General features: G+C 74.7%; 15 protein-coding genes. 7 read left to right on the top strand and 8 right to left on the bottom strand.

Features of this window, described 5'->3' with window-relative positions; translation table 11 throughout:
• Positions 1-73 precede the first annotated feature (73 nt).
• From G339_RS0127090 to G339_RS0127055, 8 genes are all read right to left on the bottom strand, one after another.
• Entirely contained in the window at positions 74-2557 is a 2484-nt protein-coding gene (locus tag G339_RS0127090) for a GMC oxidoreductase (RefSeq protein ID WP_157408027.1), read from the bottom strand.
• Between the two features lie 11 nt (positions 2558-2568).
• The gene (locus tag G339_RS0127085; RefSeq protein ID WP_026341812.1) at positions 2569-3681 is read right to left on the bottom strand and encodes an alpha/beta fold hydrolase; all 1113 of its coding nucleotides are present in this window, start codon (positions 3679-3681) and stop codon (positions 2569-2571) included.
• Between the two features lie 198 nt (positions 3682-3879).
• Positions 3880-6798, bottom strand: coding sequence for a helix-turn-helix transcriptional regulator (locus G339_RS0127080; protein WP_019634204.1), 2919 nt, complete (start codon positions 6796-6798; stop codon positions 3880-3882).
• 164 nt (positions 6799-6962) lie between these two features.
• On the bottom strand, positions 6963-8423 hold the full coding sequence (locus G339_RS0127075) for a rhamnulokinase (RefSeq protein WP_019634203.1): 1461 nt from the start codon (positions 8421-8423) through the stop codon (positions 6963-6965).
• Positions 8420-9043 (bottom strand): LutC/YkgG family protein, encoded by a 624-nt coding sequence (locus tag G339_RS0127070; protein WP_019634202.1) that lies wholly within the window; start codon positions 9041-9043, stop codon positions 8420-8422. Before G339_RS0127070 ends, G339_RS0127075 begins: the two co-directional genes overlap by 4 nt.
• Entirely contained in the window at positions 9040-10500 is a 1461-nt protein-coding gene (locus G339_RS0127065; RefSeq protein WP_019634201.1) for a lactate utilization protein B, read from the bottom strand. The genes G339_RS0127070 and G339_RS0127065 overlap by 4 nt, the downstream gene beginning before the upstream one ends.
• Positions 10497-11237 carry a (Fe-S)-binding protein gene (locus G339_RS0127060; RefSeq protein ID WP_019634200.1) on the bottom strand — a complete coding sequence of 247 codons (741 nt, stop codon included), beginning with the start codon at positions 11235-11237 and terminating at the stop codon, positions 10497-10499. Before G339_RS0127060 ends, G339_RS0127065 begins: the two co-directional genes overlap by 4 nt.
• The gene (locus tag G339_RS0127055) at positions 11234-12307 is read right to left on the bottom strand and encodes a substrate-binding domain-containing protein (protein WP_019634199.1); all 1074 of its coding nucleotides are present in this window, start codon (positions 12305-12307) and stop codon (positions 11234-11236) included. Before G339_RS0127055 ends, G339_RS0127060 begins: the two co-directional genes overlap by 4 nt.
• A 395-nt stretch (positions 12308-12702) precedes the next feature.
• Here G339_RS0127055 and G339_RS0127050 point away from each other — a divergent pair, with 395 nt between their 5' ends.
• The 7 genes from G339_RS0127050 to G339_RS0127020 are packed head-to-tail and all read left to right on the top strand — an operon-like array spanning position 12703 to position 21125.
• Complete coding sequence (locus G339_RS0127050; protein WP_026341809.1) at positions 12703-14238, top strand: sugar ABC transporter ATP-binding protein; 1536 nt, start codon at positions 12703-12705, stop codon at positions 14236-14238.
• Complete coding sequence (locus G339_RS0127045; RefSeq protein ID WP_019634197.1) at positions 14235-15344, top strand: ABC transporter permease; 1110 nt, start codon at positions 14235-14237, stop codon at positions 15342-15344. The genes G339_RS0127050 and G339_RS0127045 overlap by 4 nt, the downstream gene beginning before the upstream one ends.
• Positions 15331-16329: an ABC transporter permease gene (locus tag G339_RS35445; RefSeq protein ID WP_019634196.1), complete on the top strand. Its 999-nt coding sequence runs from the start codon at positions 15331-15333 to the stop codon at positions 16327-16329. Before G339_RS0127045 ends, G339_RS35445 begins: the two co-directional genes overlap by 14 nt.
• 50 nt (positions 16330-16379) lie before the next feature.
• Positions 16380-17468, top strand: coding sequence for a rhamnose ABC transporter substrate-binding protein (gene rhaS / locus G339_RS0127035; protein WP_019634195.1), 1089 nt, complete (start codon positions 16380-16382; stop codon positions 17466-17468).
• A gap of 53 nt (positions 17469-17521) precedes the next feature.
• Complete coding sequence (locus tag G339_RS0127030) at positions 17522-17842, top strand: L-rhamnose mutarotase (protein ID WP_019634194.1); 321 nt, start codon at positions 17522-17524, stop codon at positions 17840-17842.
• A 15-nt stretch (positions 17843-17857) separates the two neighbouring features.
• The gene (rhaI, locus tag G339_RS0127025; RefSeq protein ID WP_019634193.1) at positions 17858-19024 is read left to right on the top strand and encodes an L-rhamnose isomerase; all 1167 of its coding nucleotides are present in this window, start codon (positions 17858-17860) and stop codon (positions 19022-19024) included.
• A gap of 49 nt (positions 19025-19073) precedes the next feature.
• Entirely contained in the window at positions 19074-21125 is a 2052-nt protein-coding gene (locus G339_RS0127020) for a bifunctional rhamnulose-1-phosphate aldolase/short-chain dehydrogenase (protein ID WP_019634192.1), read from the top strand.
• Positions 21126-21129 lie beyond the last annotated feature (4 nt).

Below are 21129 nucleotides of genomic sequence, written 5' to 3'. Positions count from 1 at the left end.
CCCGCCCCCGGAAGGAGCGTGGAGCGAGAGCACCCCGCAGTTCTCTCGCTCCACGCGTTCATGGGGCCCCTGTTCAGGCGAGGTCGGGGCCGTACACCTCCCACAGTTCGCCCGCGAAGAAGCGGCCGAACCCGACGAGCGCCCGCACCCCGCCCGGACCGACCGTCCGGAACGTGGTGAGCTGGCGCGCGAAGTCGGACGGTCGGATGGTCAGGACCCCGGCGGCGAGCACCGCGTCGGCGGCCGTCCCGTCGGGCACGCCGTCGGCGTCGTCGTCCTCGACGTGGCCCGCCAGGACGCGGGTGTAGAGCGTCGAGGTGTCCGACCAGATCCGCGTCGGCGGCCCGGGGCGGACGTTCTTGCGCCCGACCAGCGTCAGCGGCCGCCCGTCGTCGCCGGTGAAGTGCAGCCGGTACCGCATCTCGCGGCGGTCCGGCGCGTCGCCCGGCACGAAGAGGTTGAACACGCCGTCGCCCACCGGGCGGCGGGTGCCCTCGCCGATCTTCACCCAGCCCTCCGCGCGCGCGGTGTGGCCGGGTTCGGCGACGAACCGGTCGACGTCGGCCGCCGTGATCGTCAGCCGGAACGCGGCGGGCACCCGGTCGGCGGACTTGCGGCCCGCCGCCGGATCGCGCTCCCCGAACGCGATGTGCCCGGTCATGTCCTCGGTGAACGACAGCGACGTGCGGCCCCCGCCGCCCGCCGCCGCCCCGGACGCGGCGCCGGCCGGCACCGCGTCCGTCCCGTTCCCCGGCGCCCCGCCGTGCGGGTCGGTCGTGTCGACCGGCCCGGCCCCCGCGGCCTGCGGCGTGGCGCCCCGCGTCGTCCCGTCCCCACGGTCGGCGCTGGTCTGGCGGCCCGTCACCGGGCCGGTGGTCGCGGCCGCCTGCTCCAGCAGCCGCGTGCTCAGCCGGTCCGCGAACGCGGCGATGGTGAGCGAGGGGTTCGGCCCGACCGGGCCCGGCATCGCCGACCCGTCGGCGATGTAGAGGCCCGGATGCCCGAACACCTCGCCGTGCGCGTCGCACACGCCCGCGCCCGGGTGCGCGCCCATCGGCGCGCCGCCCAGCGGGTGCGCGGTGATGACGCGCTTGCGGAACCACATCGGATTGTCGGCGTAGTCCGCGCCGAGCACGTCGGAGATGCGGCGCATCGTGCGGCGCAGCCGCTCGAAGTGCGCCTCGCTGGACTTGGCCGTCCAGTCCGCGACGAGCCGCCCGCCCGACAGGCGCAGCACGCCGTCCGCGGTGTCGCGGCCCATGCCGAGCAGCGGCAGCGAGCTGACCGACAGCGCGCCGTTCCCGACGAGTTCCGCCAGCTCGGCGGACAGGTTCGTGTCGGGCGCCTTGGAGAAGAAGTCGGTGAACCGGTCCCACAGGAACCGGGCCGCGCGCTCGATCTCGCCCGGCACGTCGAACGGCTGGACCATCCAGTCGACGAAGCCGGGGTAGCCGCCGTCCTGGATGTAGGCGCCGCGCGCGCCGGGCGGCCCGCTCGGGGACTCGTCCAGCTCGTCGGGCAGCCGGATCGCGCTGGTGATCACCGGGCCGTGGCTGGCGTCCAGCGGGCGGACGCGGTCGCGGTCGGTGGCGCGCAGCAGGAACGTCAGCAGGTCGCCGTTGCCGCTGAACCGGGTGCCGAGCGCCGCGCCGAGGCCGGGCAGCGCCGCCCGCGAGCGCAGCAGCAGGAACGTCGTGCCGTACGTCCCGGCGGCCAGGACGAGCCGGTCGCAGGAGATCGCGCCGGGCACCGGCCGCGCCGCCGGGTCCGCCGGGTCGTGGCGGACGTAGTCCACCGCGTAGCCGCCGCCCGGCCGCGGGCGCACGCCCTTGACCTCGTGCAGCGTCCGCAGGTCCGCGCCGTGGTGGCGGGCCGCCGACAGGTAGGTGTGGTCGAGGCTGTTCTTGGCGCCCTCGTTGCAGCCGATGTCGCACTCGCCGCACAGCGTGCAGCTCCGGCGCGGGACGCCGTGCAGGTTCGCGTACGGCTCGTCGGCCAGCGGCAGGCCGCGCCCCGGCGCGCCGCCCGGCCGGTCCGCGAAGCGCACCGCCAGCGGCGGCAGCGCGAAGTCCAGCCCGAGTTCGGCCGCCGCGTCCTGCATGGCGTGCGTCTTCGGGGTGTCGGCGTAGCCGGGCCGGTCGAACGGGTAGGGCGTGGGGGCGATCATCCGCTCGACGGCGTCGTAGTGCGGGTCGAGGTCGGCGCGCGTCACCGGCCACGACTCGTATCCGCCGCCGGGCAGCGGCTGCTCGTGGACGAACCACCGCTCGTCCTTGCGCAGCAGGACGTTGGCGTAGATCAGGGAGCCGCCGCCGAGGCCGCTGGACACGACCGAGTCGCAGCCCTTGAACCGCCACACGTCGTACATGCCGTACAGGCGCTCGTCGGGGTCCCAGAACGCCCGGCCCATCTGGGCGGGGGAGCGGGGGAAGCTGCCGGGCGGGTAGGGGCGGCCGCGCTCCAGCAGCACCACCGACCGGCCGGCCTCGGCGAGCCGGTACGCGGCGACCGAGCCGCCGAACCCGGAGCCGATCACCACGGCGTCCACGTGCTCCATGACCGGTTCCATCAGACGGCCTGCCGTTCCCGGCCGTGCGCGCGCAGGTGCTCCAGGACGAACGGGAACACGTCGCGGTCGGCGCGGCGGCCGACGATCGGGTCGACGTGCGAGTAGTTCGGGAGGACGCGCAGCGTGTGCCGCCCCGGCGAGCGCGCGTCCAGCACGCGGTGCGTGACGATGTTGGAGTCGGTGAACACCCGGTTGTGGTCGCCGGTGAGGAACAGGCACGGGGGCAGCCGGTCGCCCGCCGCTTCCAGGTAGTCCTGCGGCAGCTTGGCGTACGCCGGGTCGCTCGGCCGGTTCTTCACGGCGTGGCCCGCCGCGACCATCCTGCGGATGTGCCGGTAGTAGCCGAGGCTCGTCACCGGGAACAGGTCGGCCCAGCGCTCGTGCGTCTCGGGGGCGAGGCTGTCGTGGTCGTAGAACATCGCGGGCCGCCCGGTGCCCCACATGAAGCTGACCATGTGGCAGTCGCGGCTGTCGCACTCGTGGTGCGCCAACGACACCAGCCGCGAGATCGCCCAGTCGCGGGTCAGGAACTTCGCGGCGTCGCCGTAGGCGTTCAGCACCGAGGTGCCGAACCCGTACTCGATCACCGGCGGGCCGAACCGCAGCTTGAGCTTCGACCAGGCCGGGACGCGCGTCGCCAGCGACACGCTGTTGGACGTGACGCTCGTGATCCCGTCCACCAGGCCCGCGGCCATGCTCATGAAGAACGACACCGAGCCGAGGCACTGGCCGATCACGTGGAGCCGCCGGTCCCCGATGTGGCGGCGCAGCTCGGCGAGCGCGGCCGGGTGGTCGTACAGCGCGATGTCGTCGAGGCTGTAGGAGTTGGCCTCGCCGTTGTACGGGAGCCGGTTGCTCATCCGGAAGTCCAGCGCCCACACGTCGGTGTGGCCGTTGTCGAGCAGGAAGTTCACCAGGTTCTCGTGCTCGGGCATGATGAACATGTCGCTGGAGGCGGGCAGCCCGTGCAGCAGGAGCACGACGTCGTCGCAGTCGCCCCGGCGGAAGCGGGTGAGCGTCAGGCCGAGCCCGTCCTCGGTCGAGAACGGGTGGACGGAGATCTCCGCGTCCCGCACCCCTTCGTGGGTGTAGCGCGCGATCCGACGTCTCATCTCTCACCTCCGCGATTGCGGGACCAACGATGCCGTCCGGGCGGATCGGCGCACCATCGTGGGAAACCCTGACTTGTCCGTGCGGGCCGCTACGGGCGGCCTACGTAGTCCGCCCCGTGCGCGGGTGCGGGCGCGTTGCGTGGTTCCGCGTAGCCGGCTCCGCACGTGAGACGCGCGCGCTGGCCGATTCGTTGCGGTTTATTCGGTTTCGGGGCGTTCGGTGAGGGCGCGGACCAGCGTCACGCGCGACGTGACGCCGAGCTTTCCGAAGATGTTGGACAGGTGCGTCTCGACGGTCCGCACGCTGATGAACAGCTTCTCGGCCACCTGCTGGTTGGTGTGCCCGTCCGCGACGAGCGCCGCGACCTCCGACTCGCGCGGCGACAGCCCGTGCGGGCCGCGCCCGCCGCGCCGCGTCCCGCCGGACTCGCGGCCGTCCAGCCCGCGCAGCGCCCGCTCGGCCCGCTCCGCGAGCGCCGGGACCGCGCACGCCGCGAACTCGGCCGCCGCCGTCCGCAGCTCCGCGCGGGCCGCCGCCGCGTCGCCCGCCCGCGCCGCCGCCGTCCCCGCCGCGAGCCGGGCGCGGGCCGCGTCCAGCCGCGCGCCGCACGCCGCGAACAGCTCCGCCGCGCGGCGCGCCCGGTCGGCGGACCCGGCCGGGTCGCGGCCGAGCAGCCCGTGCGCCCGCGCGAGCGCGAGCATCGCCTGGTGGTGCGGCAGATCGGGGTGCGCCGACTGCTCGGCGCGCTCGGCCCACTCGGCGGCCTCGTCGGCCCGCTCGCGCTGCGCGGCGACGCCCGCGAGCATCTCGCAGCAGCCGAGCATCGTGCTCGGGTCCAGCAGGGCGGGCGGCCGGAACCCGCCGCACGCCTCCAGCGCCGCCCGCGTGCCCTCGTCGGTGCGGCCGAGCTCCAGCAGGGCCCGCGCCCGCGCGTGCCGGGCGCTCGCGCCCTGCCACTCGCCGCTGCGCGCCGAGATCGCCTCGGCCTCCTCCGCCAGCTCCAGCGCGTGGCGCGGCGACCCCGACAGGCCCGCCGTCAGCGACTGCTGGACGAGCGCCATCGTGAGCTGCTGCGCCGCGCCGAGCAGCCGCGCGTTCTCGGCCGCCTCCTCGGCCGCGCCGATCGCGTCCGGCAGCAGGCCGAGGACGGTGTAGGTCTGCGCGAGCCCCGACAGCAGGCTGCTGAGGATGTAGGTCTGGCCCGTGGAACGCGCCACCGCCACCGCGCGCTCGAAGTGCCGCCGGGCCGTCTCGAACCGGCCCATCATCTGCTCGGCCCAGCACAGCCAGGCGATCGAGTCGAGCCATTCGGCGAGCCGGTCGTCGGGGGCCTCGGCGACGAGGGCGTCCACTTCCTCCACGGCGGCGACCGCCTCGGCGGTGCGGCCCGCGATGTGCGACGCCATCGGCCGCAGGACGCTGATCGCGAGCTTCGTGCCGGGGCTCCAGCCGTCCGCCGACGTCTCGGCCATCGCGTCCAGGACCGCCAGGCCCGCCTTGAAGTCGCCGCGGAACAGGCTCTCGGCGACGAGCCGCAGCCGCAGCGGGACCGCGACGGGCGAGCGCGGGTCGGGCAGCCGCCGCAGCTCGTCCAGCAGCAGCGCCCGCGCCTCGTGCGGGCGGCCGAGCAGCCGCTCCATCAGCGCGCAGAACCGCGCCGCGCGGGCGCGCTGGTCGTGGGCGTCGGGCGGCAGCAGCCGCAGCAGCGTCCGCGCCGTCTCGCGGCCCGCGGTGAGCTGCCCGGCGACCGACTCGACCGTCGCCAGCTCCAGCAGCAGGTCCAGGCGGGACGGGAGGCCCGGCACGTCGGCGGCGGGGTCCTCGGGCATCAGCCGCAGCGCCGCCGTCAGCCACCGCGCCGCCGTCGCCGGGGCCTGCGCGGTGAACGCGCGGGACGCCGCGACCAGCGTCGCGACCGCGTCCGCGTCGCCGATCCGGCCCGCGCGCTCCACGTGCCGCGCGCGCTGCGCGGCGGGCGCGCCCACCGCCGCCAGATGCGCCGCGATCCGGCGGTGCGCGCCCAGCCGCCAGCCCGCCGCCGCCGACGCGTACACCGCGTGCCGCACCAGCGGGTGGCGGAACCGGAACCCGCCCGCCCCGGCGCGGACCAGGTCGCGGGCGGCCAGCTCGTCCAGCGCGGCCAGCGCCGCGTCCTCGGGGACGTCGGCGGCCGCCGCCGCGAGCTGCGCGGAGAACTCGTCGGCCGCCACCGCCGCGCCCTGCGCGACCAGCAGCGCGTCCGGCGGCAGGCCGCTCAGCTCCAGCCGCAGCGCGGCGTCCACCGCGGGCGGCAGGTCGCCCTCGCGCGACTCGACCGCCAGCGGCTCGCGGCTGCGCGCCAGCGCCTCCAGGTAGAAGGGGTTCCCGCCGCTCAGCCGGTACAGCTCGGCGCAGCGCGGCTCGGGCACCCACGCGCCCAGCAGCCGCACGACCTCGTCCTGCGACAGCGGCCCCACCGAGATCGGGTGCCCGACCGGGCCGCCGACCGTCGCCTGCACCAGCCCCGCCAGGCGCGGCGACGCCTGCGCGGGCCGGTACGCCAGCGCGACGAGCACGCGGGCGCGCGGCGGGTGCCGGACGAGGTGGTCGAGCAGTTCGACGGTCGCGTCGTCCGCCCAGTGGACGTCGTCCAGGATCAGCACCAGCCCCGGCCCGGCCGCGAGCTGCTCCAGCAGGTGCCGCACCGCGCGGTGCAGGTGGTAGCGGCCGACGGGCGTCGCGGGCGCGGCCGGTTCGCCGGGCGCGCCGCCCGGTCCGGCGGCCAGCGCCGGGAACACCCCGGCGAGCAGGCCGGTCGCGGCGGGCGACAGCGACGGGGCGTGCTCCTCCAGGTGGTCGTCGAGCGCGTCCACGACCGCGCCGAACGGCATCTCCTGCTCGAACTCGGCGGACCGGCCCGACAGCACCGGCATCCCGCGCGCCGCGCCCAGCTCCGCCAGCTCCCCGAGCAGCCGGGTCTTGCCCGCGCCGGGCTCCCCGGCCAGCGCCACGAACCGGGACGCGCCGCCCGCGGCGGCGTCCAGCGCGGCGCGCAGGTCGCGCAGCGCGTCCTCGCGGCCGACCAGCGGGAGGTGACCGGGCAGCTCCCCCGGAGAGGGGTCCGTCAGGCCCTTCACGTCCACTCTCCCACGGTGACAGGCGACCGACACGCCGTGGCGCTGCCGTGCTGCGGTTGCGTCCGGACAGTGCCCGGACCGCCGATCACCTTACCGATCCGCGGGCTGACGGGACAGGGGGCATGTCCGTATCGTCCAGGTACCCCGTCCGGGTGCGGACGCGGTCAGCGCGGGGCGGGCAGCCCCGCCCGCGCCGCCGCGCGCTCCCACGCGCCGCCGTCGCCGCGCGGCTCGTGGCGGCGCGGCGGCTGCGTCCGCGCGACGAGGTCCCGCGCCTCGGCCAGGCCGGGCAGGACGCCGTGCGCCCGCGCCTGGACGAGCGCGTTCCCGAGCGCCGTCGTTTCGACGGGTCCGGCGGCGACCGGCAGCCCGCACGCGTCGGCGGTCAGGCCGCACAGCAGCGCGTTGCGGCTGCCGCCGCCGACCAGGTGGACGGTCCGCACCGTCCGCCCCGACAGCCCGGCGGCGGTCCGCAGCGCGGCGGCGTGCGCGAGCGCGAGGCTGTCCAGCACGCAGCGGACGGTCTCGGCGCGGTCGCGCGGCTCGGGCTCGCCCCGGCGGCGGCAGTGCGCGGCGATCCGGGCGGGCATGTCGCCCGGCGGCAGGAACTCGGGGTCGTCCACGTCGACCAGCGACCGCAGGCCCGGCGCTTCCTCGGCGGCGGCGAGCAGCGCGGGCAGATCAGGGGAGCCCCACGCGCGCAGGCATTCCTGGAGCACCCACAGGCCCATGACGTTGCGCAGGTAGCGGACGGTCCCGTCCACGCCGCCCTCGTTGGTGAAGTTCGCGGCGCGGCTCGCGTCGGTCAGCACCGGCCCGGGCAGTTCCACGCCGACCAGCGACCAGGTGCCGCAGGAGATGTAGGCGAAGTCGTCGCCGGACGCCGGGACGGCCGCGACGGCGGACGCGGTGTCGTGCGACGCGACGGCCGTCACCGGGACGCGCTCGGGCAGTCCCGTCTCGGCGGCGACGCCGGGCCGCAGCGTCCCCAGTCGCGCGCCGGGTTCGCGCAGCGGCGGCAGCGGTGCCGGCGGCAGGCCGAGCCGGTCGAGCAGGTCCGCCGACCACGCGCCGGTGCGGACGTCGAGCAGGCCCGTGGTCGAGGCGTTGGTGCGCTCCGCGCCGACCGCGCCCGTCAGCCAGTACGCGACGAGGTCGGGGATGAGCAGCAGCGTCTCCGCGCGGTCGAGCGCGGCGCGGTCCGCGACGAGCTGGTAGATCGTGTTGAACGGCAGGAACTGCAGCCCGGAGACGCCGTACAGCAGGTCGTCGCCGAGGTCGGCGCGGACGGCGTCCATGATCCCGTCGGTGCGGGCGTCGCGGTAGTGGACGGGGTTGCCGAGCAGCGCGCCGCGCCCGTCGAGCAGCCCGTAGTCCACGGCCCAGGAGTCGATCCCGATGGAGGCGATCCCGGCGGGGGCGTCGCGCAGGCCGTCGAGGATGTTGCCGTAGAGGCCGAGGACGTCCCAGTGGAGCGTTCCATCCGCGGTCGTCCCGACACGGACCGGCCGGTTGGGGAACCGCCGGACCTCCGTCAGCGCCAGCGCGTCCGGGCCGACCTCGGCCGCCATGACGCGCCCGCTGGACGCGCCCAGGTCCACCGCGGCGAACAGCGTCCCGCTCACGCGACCACCAGCACCTTCAGCGTGCGCGGGCCGTGGACGCCCTCGACGCGGGACAGCTCGATGTCGCTCGTCGCGGACGGGCCCGACACGAACGTCAGCGGCCGCGCCGGGTCCAGCCGCTCCAGCGCCTCGGGCACGTCGGCGGCGACCCGGTCGGCGGCGACGACGATCAGGTGGTGGTCGGGCACCAGCGACAGCGCGCGGAGTCCTTGGTCGGGGCCGTGGTCCAGGACGATCGTGCCGGTCTCGGCGATGCCGACCGCGCAGCCGGTGACCGCGCCCGCGAGGCCGTCGAGGTCCGCGACGGCCGGGTCGGCGGCCAGCGACTCCGCCGGCGCCAGCGCCGTCCACGCGGCGGGCAGCCCGGACGGCACGCCGTGGACGCCCGGCCGCGCGGCCAGGATCTCCGCGACCGCAGCCGCGAGCTCGTCCGGGCCTACCCGGCGGACGTCGGCGCGGTAGTCCGCGACGCGCTCGGCGAACAGGTCCAGGACACCGTCGTCATGATGGCGGCGCAGGTACTCGCGGTCGATGCGGGCGTAGTCGGCGGCGATGTCGGCGGCCGCGCGCGGCGGCACGATCGCGTCGATGCGGCCGAGCACGGCGTCGCGCGCGGTCACGCTTCCTCCTCGGTGCGGCCGCCCCCCGTCCGGCGCCACCAGGCGCGGAACGACTCGCGGGGCGGGACGGGCAGGTCACGGGTGTCGGTCCAGGCGTGCAACGGCCCCGGCAGCCGCCGGAACCGGCGCGCGGCGCCCCGCCCGGCGGACGCGGCGCGCTGCGCCAGCGCCAGCCGGGCGGGGGAGCGGAGCGTCCAGCCGGCCGCCGCCATCGCGGCCCGCTCCAGCGGGTGGCGCGGCCCCTCCTCGACGGCCCTGGCCCGCAGGTGGACCAGGACCTCCGGGATGTCGATGGCCACCGGGCAGACGTCGTAGCACGCGCCGCACAGCGACGACGCGAACGGGAGCGAGGCGTCCACCGGCGACCCGACGCCCCGGATCTGCGGGGAGAGGATCGCGCCGATCGGCCCCGGATAGGGCGATCCGTAGGCGTGCCCGCCCGCCCGCTGGTAGACGGGGCACACGTTCAGGCACGCGGAGCAGCGGATGCAGCGCAGCGCCTGCTTGCCGACGTCGTCGGCGAGCGTGGCGGTGCGCCCGTTGTCGAGCAGGACGAGGTGGAACGCCGACGGGCCGTCGCCCGGCGTCACCCCCGTCCACGACGACGTGTAGGGGTTCATGCGCTCCGCCGTCGAGGACCGGGGGAGCAGTTGCAGGAACACTTCGAGGTCCCGCCAGGACGGGACGACCTTCTCGATCCCCATCACCGAGATCAGCGTCTCGGGGAGGGTGAGGCACATCCGGCCGTTGCCCTCGGACTCCAGCACGACGAGCGTCCCGGTGTCCGCGACGGCGAAGTTCGCCCCCGACACCGCGACCTTCGCCGCCAGGAACCGCGCGCGCAGGTGGCGGCGGGCCGCCTCCGCGAGGTCGGCGGGGTCGTCGGTCAGGCCGGGCGGCGCGTCCGGCATCGTCCGCGCGAACAGCTCGCGGATGTCGGCGCGGTTGCGGTGGATCGCCGGGACGAGGATGTGCGACGGCCGGTCGTCGCCGAGCTGCACGATCAGCTCGGCCAGGTCGGTCTCGTGCGCGGTGATGTCCGCCTCGGCCAGCGCCTCGTTCAGGCCGATCTCCTGCGTGGCCATCGACTTGACCTTCACGACCTCGGTCTCGCCGGTCGCGCGGACGAGGTCGGTGACGATCCGGTTGGCCTCGGCGGCGTCGCGCGCCCAGTGGACGGTCCCGCCCGCCGCCGTGACGCGTTCCTCCAGCAGCCGCAGGTAGTGCCCGAGGTTGGCCAGGACGTGGTCCTTGATCTGCTTCCCGGACTCGCGCAGCGCCGACCAGTCGTCCAGTTCGGCGACGGCCCCCGCGCGCCGCCCCCGGATCGTCGTGGTCGCGTGCGCGAGGTTGCGGCGCAGCCCCTCGTCCGCGACGGCGCGGGCGGCGGCGTCGGGGAACCTCGGCATCCCGAGGTAGGTCGGCATCGCGCTCGGCGCGGGCGGCGGCACGGTCATGCGGGGTCCTCCTCCGTCGAGGCGAGGATCTCGGCGAGGTGGACGGTCCGCACGTCCGAGCCGGTGCGGGTGAGCGTCCCGCCGAGGTGCATCAGGCACGAGTTGTCGGCCGCGCACAGCGTCCCCGCGCCGGTGCCGCGCACGTTGGCGACCTTGTCGGCGGCCATCGCCGCCGACACGTCCGCGTTCTTCAGCGCGAACGTGCCGCCGAACCCGCAGCACTCGGCCGCGTCCGGCAGCTCCACCAGATCCAGGCCGCGCACCGCCCGCAGCAGCCGCAGCGGCCGGTCACCGACGCGCAGCATCCGCAGCGAGTGGCACGTCGGGTGGTAGGTGACGCGGTGCGGATAGTACGCGCCGACGTCGGTGACGCCGAGGACGTCCACCAGCAGCTCCGACAGCTCGAACACGCGCGGCGCGACGTCCGCGACGGCGGCGGCCGGGCGCGGCCCGCCCCGCTCGGCCGCCAGCTTCGGATGCCAGTCCCGCACCATCGCCGCGCACGACGCCGACGGCGCGACGACCGCGTCGTAACCCGCGAACGCGCGCGCGAATCCCTCCGCGATCGGCAGCGCCTGGTCGCGGTACCCGGTGTTGAAGTGCATCTGCCCGCAACACGTCTGCGCCTCGGGGAACTCCACGTCGTGCCCGAGGCGGCGCAGCAGCCGCACGACCGCGCGCCCGGTGTCCGGGAACAGCGTGTCGTTCACGCACGTGACGAACAGCGCGATCCTCATGCGCTCCCCCCGCTCGACTCCCGGACGACCAGCTCCGGCTGGAACATCACCTGCTGGTGCGCGTGGCCGGACGGGTCGTCGCACTCCTCCAGCAGCAGCTCGGTCGCGATCCGGCCGAGCTGGTACGTCGGCTGGCGCACCGAGCACAGCGGCACGGCCGCCGCCGCCGAGAACTCGATGTCGTCGTACCCGATCAGCGCGACGTCCTGCGGGATCTTCACCCCGGCCGCGAGCAGGGCGCGCATCACGCCGAGCGCGAGCAGGTCGTTGGCGCAGAACACCGCGTCCGGCAGCGGGCGGTCGTCCGCCAGGAGCCGCTGCCCGGCCTCGTGCCCGGCGCGCGGGTTCATCGCGGGCATCGTCAGCTCGCGCAGCGCGTCCCTGCCGAGGCCGGCCGCGCGCAGCGCCCGCAGCGCGCCGCGCCGCCGGTCCGCGCACTGCCGCAGGCTCGCCGGGCCGGTCACGTACGCGACGTCGCGGGCGCCGCCGTCGAGGAGCCGCCGCACCGCCAGCTCGCCGCCCGCGACGTCGTCCACCGACACCGAGCACTGGCTGGCGCGCGGCGTCGGGTGGTCGAGCAGGACGACGGGGACGCCGCGCTCGCGCAGCATGTCGGCGCGCTCGGCCTCGTCCCCGACGGGCGTCAGCAGCACGCCGCGCACCCGCTGCTCGGCCAGGACGCGGATGTTGCGGGCCTGCCGCTCGGCGGAGTCGGCGGACGTCGCGAGGATCACCGCGTAGCCGCGCTCGCCCGCCGTCTCCTCCACGCCGCGCGCGACGTCGGTGAAGAACGGGTTCGCCAGGTCCAGGACGAGCAGGCCGAGGGTGCTGCTGTGCCCGGCGCGCAGCGTCGAGGCCGAGCCGTTGCGGACGAAGCCGAGGTCGCGGATGGCGCGCTCGACGCGCTCGCGGGTGGCGGCGGCGACCCGTTCGGGGCGGTTCAGCACGTTGGAGACCGTGCCGGGGGAGACCCCGGCGCGTTCGGCGACCTGCTTGATGCCGACCGTCCGCGCGCCGGTCCCGGCACGGGGCCGTGCCGCCGGATCGCCGCCGGTCTCGTCGGTGCGCACGGTCGTCCCCCCGGGGTCGTTCGTCGAGTGCCGGCCGCCGCGCGTCGGGGCGGGGCCGCGGCGGGCCGGCGCGCTCGGCGGCGGCTTTGCGGCGCGATGGTGCCGGTCTGGTGTTGCGGCGCTCACTCTGACCGAGCGATTAAAACGTGTCAACCCCGTTCGGGTGGATTCGACGGGTTCTGTCGGCGTCCGCGGGCGGCCGTCGCGAGCGGGGCGGCCGGTCCGGAAAAATCCCGCAACCCCACTGGCATGGGAGTTATCGGCGGTTCTGGGGTGACTCGGCGACGGATGGGGGGTTGACGAGTGGGCCGGGTCACATCTAGCGTCCAGCGCAACATCGACTTAAAACGTTTTTTACCTGCCCGACACCGACAACCCCGGCGAGGAGGGTGGCCATGAGCGCGCCGCCGAAGTCGGCACCCCCGACATTGGCACTGGTCAACGTGAGCAAGGCGTTCGGCGCCGTGCGGGCGCTCCAGGACGTGACCCTGGAGCTGCACCCCGGCGAGGCGCACGCCCTGGCGGGCGAGAACGGGGCCGGGAAGTCCACGATCGTAAAAACGTTCGCAGGCGTCCACCGGCCCGACTCCGGCGAGGTCCGGGTGGACGGCGAGCCCGTCGTCTTCGCGGGCCCCGCCGACGCGCAGCGCGCGGGCGTCGCCGTCATCTACCAGGAGCCGACCCTGTTCCCCGACCTGTCGGTCGCGGAGAACATCTTCATGGGCCGCCAGCCGCGCACCGGCCTCGGCCGCATCGACCGGCGCGCGATGCACGCCGCGACGGCCGAACTGTTCACCCGGCTCGGCGTCGACCTGGACCCGCGCCGCCCCGCGCGCGGCCTGTCGATCGCCGACCAGCAGGTCGTCGAGATCGCCAAGGCCATCTCCCGCGACGCGCGCGTGCTGATCATGGACGAGCCGACCGCCGCCCTCACCGGGCAGGAGGTCGCCCGCCTCTTCACCGTGACCCGCACCCTGTGCGAGCAGGGCCGCGCGGTGCTGTTCATCTCGCACCGGCTGGAGGAGATCTTCGCGCTGTGCCGGCGGGTCACGACCCTGCGGGACGGCGCGCTCGTCGCCACCGAGGACGTCGCCGGGCTCACCGACGACGACCTCGTCCGCCGCATGGTCGGCCGCGACCTGGACGCGCTCTATCCCAAGCAGGACGTCACGCCCGGCGAGGTCGCGCTGAAGGTCTCCCGCCTCACCCGCGAGGGCGCGTTCACCGACGTGTCGTTCGAGGTGCGGCGCGGCGAGATCGTCGCGCTGGCCGGGCTGGTCGGCGCGGGCCGCAGCGAGGTCGCCCGCGCGGTGTTCGGCGTGGACCGCTGGGACGCCGGGACCGTCGAGGTCGACGGGCGGACGCTCCCGCCCGGCAGCCCGACCGCCGCGATGGCGGCCGGGATCGCGCTCGTCCCCGAGGACCGCCGCCAGCAGGGGCTCGTCATGGACATGTCCATCGAACGCAACATGGGGCTGACCCAGCTCAGGTCGCTGCGGCGCGCGTCCAGGCGCGGGCCGCTGCTGTCGCGGCGCGTCGAACGCGACCGCGCCGCCGACTGGGCCGTCCGGCTCCAGCTCAAGTACGCCCGCCTCAGCGACGCGGTCGGCGTCCTGTCCGGCGGCAACCAGCAGAAGGTCGTGCTGGCCAAGTGGCTCGCCACCGAGCCGGCCGTCCTCATCGTGGACGAGCCCACGCGCGGCATCGACGTCGGCACCAAGGCCGAGGTCCACCGGCTCCTGTCGGAGCTGGCCGCGCGGGACCTCGCCGTCCTGATGATCTCCTCCGACCTGCCGGAGGTGCTCGGCATGGCCGACCGCGTCCTGGTGATGCACGAGGGCCGGCTGACCGCCGACATCGCGCGCGCCGACGCCACCGAGGAGACCGTGATGGCCGCCGCGACGGGCCGTCCGGCGGAGAGGGCGGCGTGAGCCCCGTGACCGCAGTCGCCGTCAAGAAGTCCGGCCCCGCCCGCGGCGGGGACTCCGGCCGCCGCCTGGTGGACCTCGTCCTGCGCGCCCGCGAGCTGAGCATCTTCGGCGCGCTCGTCGTGCTCGTCCTCGCGACGACGATCGCCAACCCGCGCTTCCTGTCCGAGCAGGGCGTCAAGGACATCTTCCTCAACGCCTCCGTCCTCGCGCTGCTCGCCGTCGGGCAGGCGATGGTCGTCGTCACGCGCAACATCGACCTGTCGGTGGGCTCCGTCGTCGGGCTCGTCGCGTTCGTGACCGGCGACTTCGCGTCCGGCGGGGACCACAACGTCGTCCTGGTCGTGCTGCTCGGGATGCTCATCGGCGCGGCGTGCGGACTCGTCAACGGGCTGCTGGTCAGCCTGTGCAGAGTGCCCGCGCTCGTCGTCACGCTCGGGACGCTCTACGTCATCCAGGGCCTCGACCACTCGATCGCCCACGGCCGCCAGATCAGCGCGTCGGACCTGCCGTCCTCGATGCTCGCGCTCGGCAACGACAGCGTGCTCGGCGTCCCGTACCTGCCGATCATCACCGTCGTGGTGATGCTGCTCATCGGGTACTACCTGCGGTCCTACTCGTCGGGCCGCGAGTTCTACGCGGTCGGGTCCAACCCGGAGGCGGCGCGGCTCGCGGGCGTGCGGATCGCCCGCCGGGTGCTCACCGCCTACCTCGTCAGCGGCGCGCTCGCCGGGCTCGCCGGGGTGCTGTGGCTCGCCCGGTTCGGGACGGTCGTCGCCGACGCCGCGCACGGCTGGGAGCTGAAGGTCGTCAGCGCCGTCGTCGTCGGCGGCGTCGCCATCACCGGCGGCGTCGGGACGGTCTGGGGCGCGGCGCTCGGCGCGCTGCTGCTCACCACGATCGGCAGCGTGCTGGTCGTCCTCAAGGTCAACTCGTTCTGGCAGGACGCCATCACCGGCCTGCTCCTGCTGCTGGCGATCAGCGTGGACCGGCTGCTGGCCGTCCGCGTCACCCGGGCGCTGCGGATGCGGAACCGGTCGAGCGCGGACGCCGCGCCGCCCGCCCCGCCCGCGCCCGGAAAGGAAGGGGTCCGCGATGGCGCGCGTTGACATCCGGGGCGCGGGTGCGCTGCTCCGCTGGGAGACCGCCGTCACCGCCCTGCTGGTGATCGTGTTCGCGGGCGGCGCGGGCCTGTCGCCCGACTTCGCCGACAGCGGCAACCTGTCGTTCGCGCTCGGCGACCTCAGCGAGACCGCGCTGATCGCCCTGCCGATGACGCTGCTGGTCGTGTGCGGGCAGGTGGACCTGTCGGTCGCCTCGATCCTCGGCCTGTGCAGCGCGCTGACCGGCGAGTTCTGGAACAACGGCTGGGCGATCGAGTCGATCGTCCCGGTCGTGCTGGTCGTCGGGCTCGTCTGCGGCCTGGTCAACGGGCTGCTGGTGACGAAGCTGGGGCTGCCGTCGCTGGCCGTCACGATCGGCACGATGACGCTGTACCGGGGGCTCGCCTACGTCGTCCTCGGCACCGAGGCCGTCGCGGAGTTCCCCGAGCGGTACACCGACCTGGCGACCTCGTCGATCCCCGGCACGTTCATCCCGTACCCGATCGCGCTGTTCGCGGTGCTGGCCGTCGTCACGGCGGTCGTCCTGCACGCCACCGGCGTCGGACGGTCCCTGTTCGCGATCGGCGCGCAGGAGGAGGCCGCGTACTTCGCGGGCGTCCGCGTCAAGCGGATCAAGCTCGTGCTGTTCGCGGTGTCGGGGCTCGTCGCCGGGTTCGCCGGGATCGTCTACACGCTGCGCTACGGCAGCGCCCGCGCCGACAACGGGCTCGGCCTGGAGCTGACGGTCATCGCGGCGGTGCTGCTCGGCGGCGTCGACTTCGACGGCGGCAAGGGCACGCTCGGCGGCGTCGTCGCGGCCGTCCTGCTCATCGGGCTGCTGCGCAACCTGCTCATGCTCGACGACGTCTCCACCGAGGTCCAGTCGATCGTCACCGGCGTCCTGCTGATCGTCTCGGTGCTGACGCCCCGGCTCATCGCCGTCGCCCGGACGGCGCGCGACCGGCGGCGGGGCCGCCCGGCTCCCGTGTGAGAACCCCGCTCTTCCCCACCCCCATCCCACCCCTCCGAAAGGCAACCACGATGACCGTTCGCTCGCGCCTGACCGCGCCACGCGGGCTGGCCGCCCTCGCGACCGCCGGGGCCCTGCTGATCAGCGCCGCCGCGTGCGGCGGGACGACCAAGGACTCCGCGTCCGACGACGGCGGCAAGGCAGTCGGCACCGCGTCGGCGAACCCGAACGCCCCGCTGAAGAAGGGGCTGAAGATCGCGTTCCTGCCCAAGCAGGTGAACAACCCCTACGAGAAGATCGTGGACGACGCGGGCATCGCGGCGGCCGGGGAGTTCGCCGGGACGGCCAAGGAGGTCGGCCCGTCCGACGCGTCCGCGTCCTCGCAGGTCTCCTACATCAACACGCTCGTCCAGCAGCGGCACGACGCGATCCTCATCGCCGCCAACGACGAGAACGCCGTCTGCGGCCCGCTCAAGCAGGCCCGCAGCAAGGGCATCAAGATCGTCGCCTACGACTCCGACACCGCGCCCGGCTGCCGCGACCTGTTCATCAACCAGGCCAGCACCGAGGAGATCGGCAAGAGCCAGGTCAAGCTGCTGTCCGACCAGCTCGGCGGCAAGGGCGACATCGCGATCCTGTCCGCGACCGCGAACGCCACCAACCAGAACGCCTGGATCAAGGTGATGCAGGACGAGCTGAAGAAGCCCGAGTACTCCGGCCTGAAGCTCGTCAAGATCGCCTACGGCGACGACGACGACCAGAAGTCGTTCCAGCAGACCCAGGGCCTGCTGCAGGCGTACCCGAACCTCAAGGGCATCATCTCGCCGACCACCGTCGGCATCGCGGCCGCCGCCCGGTACATCTCCGGGTCCAAGTACAAGGGCAAGGTCGCGCTGACCGGCCTCGGCACCCCGAACCAGATGCGCCAGTTCGTCAAGGACGGCACCGTGAAGAACTTCGCGCTGTGGGACCCGAAGAACCTCGGCTACCTCGCGTCGTTCGCGGCCGCGTCGCTGGCGTCCGGCCAGATCACCGGCGCGCCGGGGGAGAAGTTCACCGCCGGGAAGCTCGGTGAGCGCGAGATCGGCCAGAACGGCGAGGTCATCCTCGGCCCGCCGACGGTCTTCGACGCCGAGAACATCGACCAGTACCACTTCTGACCGCCCGCGGCCCGGCGCGCGCCGCGCGCGCCGGGCCGCCCCGGAAGGCTCCCATGCAACGCGTCTGTTTCCTGCTCAAGGTGCGCCCGGACCGCGCGGCGGAGTACCGCGAGCGCCACGCGGCCGTCTGGCCGGACATGCTCGCCGCCCTCCGCGACACGGGCTGGCACAACTACTCGATCTTCCTGCGGGACGACGGCCTGCTCGTCGGCTACCTGGAGACCCCGGACTGGGGCGCGGCGCGCGAGGCGATGGCCCGCACCGGCGTCAACGCCCGCTGGCAGGCCGAGATGGCGCCGTTCTTCGAGGATCTCGACGGCCGCGGACCCGACGAGGGGATGCGCCCGCTCACCGAGATCTTTCATCTGGACTAGAGGATCGGAGACCCCGTGACCGACATCCGCGCGGTGAAGGACATCCTGCGCCGCCAGCACATCGAGACCCCGTCCTGGGCGTACGGCAACTCCGGCACCCGGTTCAAGGTCTTCGCCCAGCGGGGCGTCCCGCGCACGCCGCGGGAGAAGATCGACGACGCGGCGCAGGTCCACGCGTTCACCGGCGTCGCGCCGACCGTCGCGCTGCACATCCCGTGGGACGCCGTCGACGACTACGCCGCCCTCGCCCGGTACGCCCGGGAGCGCGGCGTCGCGGTCGGCGCGATCAACACCAACGTGTTCCAGGACGACGACTACATGCTCGGCAGCGTCACCAACCCCGACGCGGCCGTCCGCGAGAAGGCGCTCCGGCACCTGCTGGACTGCGTCGACATCATGGACGCGACGGGCTCCCGCGACCTGAAGCTGTGGTTCTCCGACGGCACGAACTACCCCGGCCAGGACGACGTCCGCGAACGCCAGGACCGCCTCGCCGAGGCGCTCGCCGCCGTCTACGAGCGGCTGGGCGACGACCAGCGCATGGTGCTGGAGTACAAGCTGTTCGAACCCGCCTTCTACATGACCGACATCCCGGACTGGGGCGCGTCGTACGCGCACTGCCTCAAGCTCGGCCCGAAGGCGCAGGTCTGCGTCGACACCGGCCACCACGCGCCCGGCACGAACATCGAGTACATCGTGGCGTTCCTGCTGCGCGAGGGGAAGCTCGGCGCGTTCGACTTCAACTCCCGCTTCTACGCCGACGACGACCTGATGGTCGGCGCGGCGGACCCGTTCCAGCTCTTCCGGATCATGTACGAGGTCGTCCGCGGGGGCGGGCTGGACCCGGAGTCCGGGATCGCTTTCATGCTCGACCAGTGCCACAACATCGAGCCGAAGATCCAGGGGCAGATCCGCTCGGTGATGAACGTCCAGGAGGCCACCGCCAAGGCGCTGCTGGTGGACGCGGACGCGCTGCGCGCGGCCCAGCGGTCCGGTGACGTGCTCGGCGCGAACGCGGTGTTCATGGACGCCTACAACACCGACGTCCGGCCGCTGCTGGCCGAGCTGCGCGCCGAGATGGGCCTGGCGCCCGACCCGATCGCGGCGTACCGCGCGTCCGGCTACCTGGAGCGCGTCGTCGCCGAGCGGCAGGGCGGGCAGGCCGCCGGCTGGGGCGCGTGACCCGCCCCGCATGAGCCCCACGAGCACGGCACCCGAAGGAGAGGACCCCATGACCGCCACCCCACCGGAGGTGGACCGGCTGCTGGACCGCGCGCACACCCTGGGCGCGGACCCGCGCAACACCAACTACGCGGGCGGCAACGCGTCCGCGAAGGGCACGGTCACCGACCCCGTGACCGCCCGCGACGTCGAGCTGATGTGGGTGAAGGGGTCCGGCGGCGACCTCGGGACGCTCACCGAGCGCGGCCTGGCCGTGCTGCGCCTCGACCGGCTGCGCGCGCTCGTGGACGTGTACCCGGGCGTCGAGCGCGAGGACGAGATGGTCGCCGCGTTCGACTACTGCCTGCACGGCGGGGGCGGCGCGGCCCCGTCCATCGACACCGCGATGCACGGTCTCGTGGACGCCGCGCACGTCGACCACCTGCACCCGGACTCGGGCATCGCCCTCGCGACCGCCGCCGACGGCGAGGAGCTGACCCGCCGGATCTTCGGCGGCCGCGTCGCGTGGGTGCCGTGGCGGCGGCCCGGCTTCCAGCTCGGCCTTGACATCGCCGCGATCAAGGCCGCGGACCCCGACGCGATCGGCGTCGTCCTCGGCGGCCACGGCATCACCGCCTGGGGCGCGACGAGCGAGGAGTGCCAGGCCCGCTCCCTGGAGATCATCCGCACCGCCGAGGCGTACATCGCCGAGCACGGCCGCCCCGACCCGTTCGGCCCGGTCGTGTACGAGACGCTGCCCGAGGACGAGCGGCGCGCCCGCGCGGCGGCGCTGTTCCCGCTGATCCGCGGCCTGGCCTCGACGGACCGGCCGCAGGTCGGGCACTACACCGACGACCCGGCCGTCCTGGACTTCGTGTCCCGCGCCGAGCACCCCCGGCTCGCCGCGCTCGGCACGTCCTGCCCGGACCACTTCCTGCGCACCAAGGTCGCGCCGATGGTCCTGGACCTGCCGCCGGACGCGCCGCTCGACGACGTCCGCGCGCGGCTCAAGGAACTCCACGCCGCGTACCGCGCGGACTACGCCGCCTACTACACCCGCAACGCCACGCCCGACTCCCCGGCGATGCGCGGCGCGGACCCCGCGATCGTGCTGGTCCCCGGCGTCGGCATGTTCAGCTTCGGCGCGAACAAGCAGACCGCGCGCGTCGCGGGCGAGTTCTACCTCAACGCGATCAACGTGATGCGCGGCGCGGAGGCCCTGTCGACCTATGCCCCGATCCCCGAGACGGAGAAGTTCCGCATCGAGTACTGGGAGCTGGAAGAGGCCAAGCTGCGGCGGATGCCCGCGCCCAAGCCGCTCGCGGCGCGGGTCGCGCTGGTCACCGGCGGCGGGTCGGGCATCGGCGCGGCGACCGCGCGGCGGCTCGCGGCCGAGGGCGCGTGCGTCGTCGTCGCGGACCGCGACCTCGGGGCGGCGGAGAAGGTCGCCGCCGGGATCGGCGCGGGCGCGCTGCGGTCGGCGGACGCGGCCGTCGCCGTCGCCGCCGACGTGACCTCGGAGGACGAGATCGCCGCCGCCGTCCGCGCGGCCGTCCTGGCGTTCGGCGGGGTCGACCTCGTCGTCAACAACGCCGGGCTGTCGATCTCCAGGCCGCTGCTGGAGACCACCGCCGCCGACTGGGACCTCCAGCACGACGTCATGGCGCGCGGGTCGTTCCTGGTGTCGCGGGAGACCGCGCGCGTCATGGTCGAGCAGGTGATGGGCGGCGACATCGTCTACATCTCGTCCAAGAACGCGGTGTTCGCCGGGCCGAACAACGTCGCCTACGGCGCGACGAAGGCCGACCAGGCGCACCAGGTCCGGCTGCTGGCCGCCGAGCTGGGCGCGCACGGCATCCGCGTCAACGGCGTCAACCCGGACGGGGTCGTGCGCGGCTCGGGCATCTTCGCGGGCGGCTGGGGCGCGCAGCGCGCCGCCGTCTACGGCGTCGAGGAGGAGAAGCTCGGCGAGTTCTACGCCCAGCGGACGCTGCTCAAGCGCGAGGTGCTGCCCGAGCACGTCGCCGCCGCCGTCTTCGCCCTCACCGGCGGGGACCTGACCCACACGACAGGACTGCACATCCCCGTGGACGCCGGCGTCGCCGCCGCGTTCCTGCGGTGAGAGG

The organism is Actinomadura atramentaria DSM 43919 (assembly GCF_000381885.1).
GTDB classification, from domain to species: domain Bacteria; phylum Actinomycetota; class Actinomycetes; order Streptosporangiales; family Streptosporangiaceae; genus Spirillospora; species Spirillospora atramentaria.
The sequence above is the reverse complement of the archived record's forward strand: the minus strand, read 5'-3'. Positions and strand labels throughout refer to the sequence as shown.

Coding starts and splice junctions, on each gene's coding strand:
- G339_RS35445 (WP_019634196.1), top strand. CDS start 15,331: ATGGCGCGCGTTGACATCCGGGGCGCGGGTGCGCTGCTCCGCTGGGAG.
- G339_RS0127090 (WP_157408027.1), bottom strand. CDS start 2,557: ATGGAGCACGTGGACGCCGTGGTGATCGGCTCCGGGTTCGGCGGCTCG.
- G339_RS0127060 (WP_019634200.1), bottom strand. CDS start 11,237: ATGAGGATCGCGCTGTTCGTCACGTGCGTGAACGACACGCTGTTCCCG.
- G339_RS0127085 (WP_026341812.1), bottom strand. CDS start 3,681: ATGAGACGTCGGATCGCGCGCTACACCCACGAAGGGGTGCGGGACGCG.
- G339_RS0127030 (WP_019634194.1), top strand. CDS start 17,522: ATGCAACGCGTCTGTTTCCTGCTCAAGGTGCGCCCGGACCGCGCGGCG.
- G339_RS0127065 (WP_019634201.1), bottom strand. CDS start 10,500: ATGACCGTGCCGCCGCCCGCGCCGAGCGCGATGCCGACCTACCTCGGG.
- G339_RS0127050 (WP_026341809.1), top strand. CDS start 12,703: ATGAGCGCGCCGCCGAAGTCGGCACCCCCGACATTGGCACTGGTCAAC.
- rhaS (WP_019634195.1), top strand. CDS start 16,380: ATGACCGTTCGCTCGCGCCTGACCGCGCCACGCGGGCTGGCCGCCCTC.
- G339_RS0127020 (WP_019634192.1), top strand. CDS start 19,074: ATGACCGCCACCCCACCGGAGGTGGACCGGCTGCTGGACCGCGCGCAC.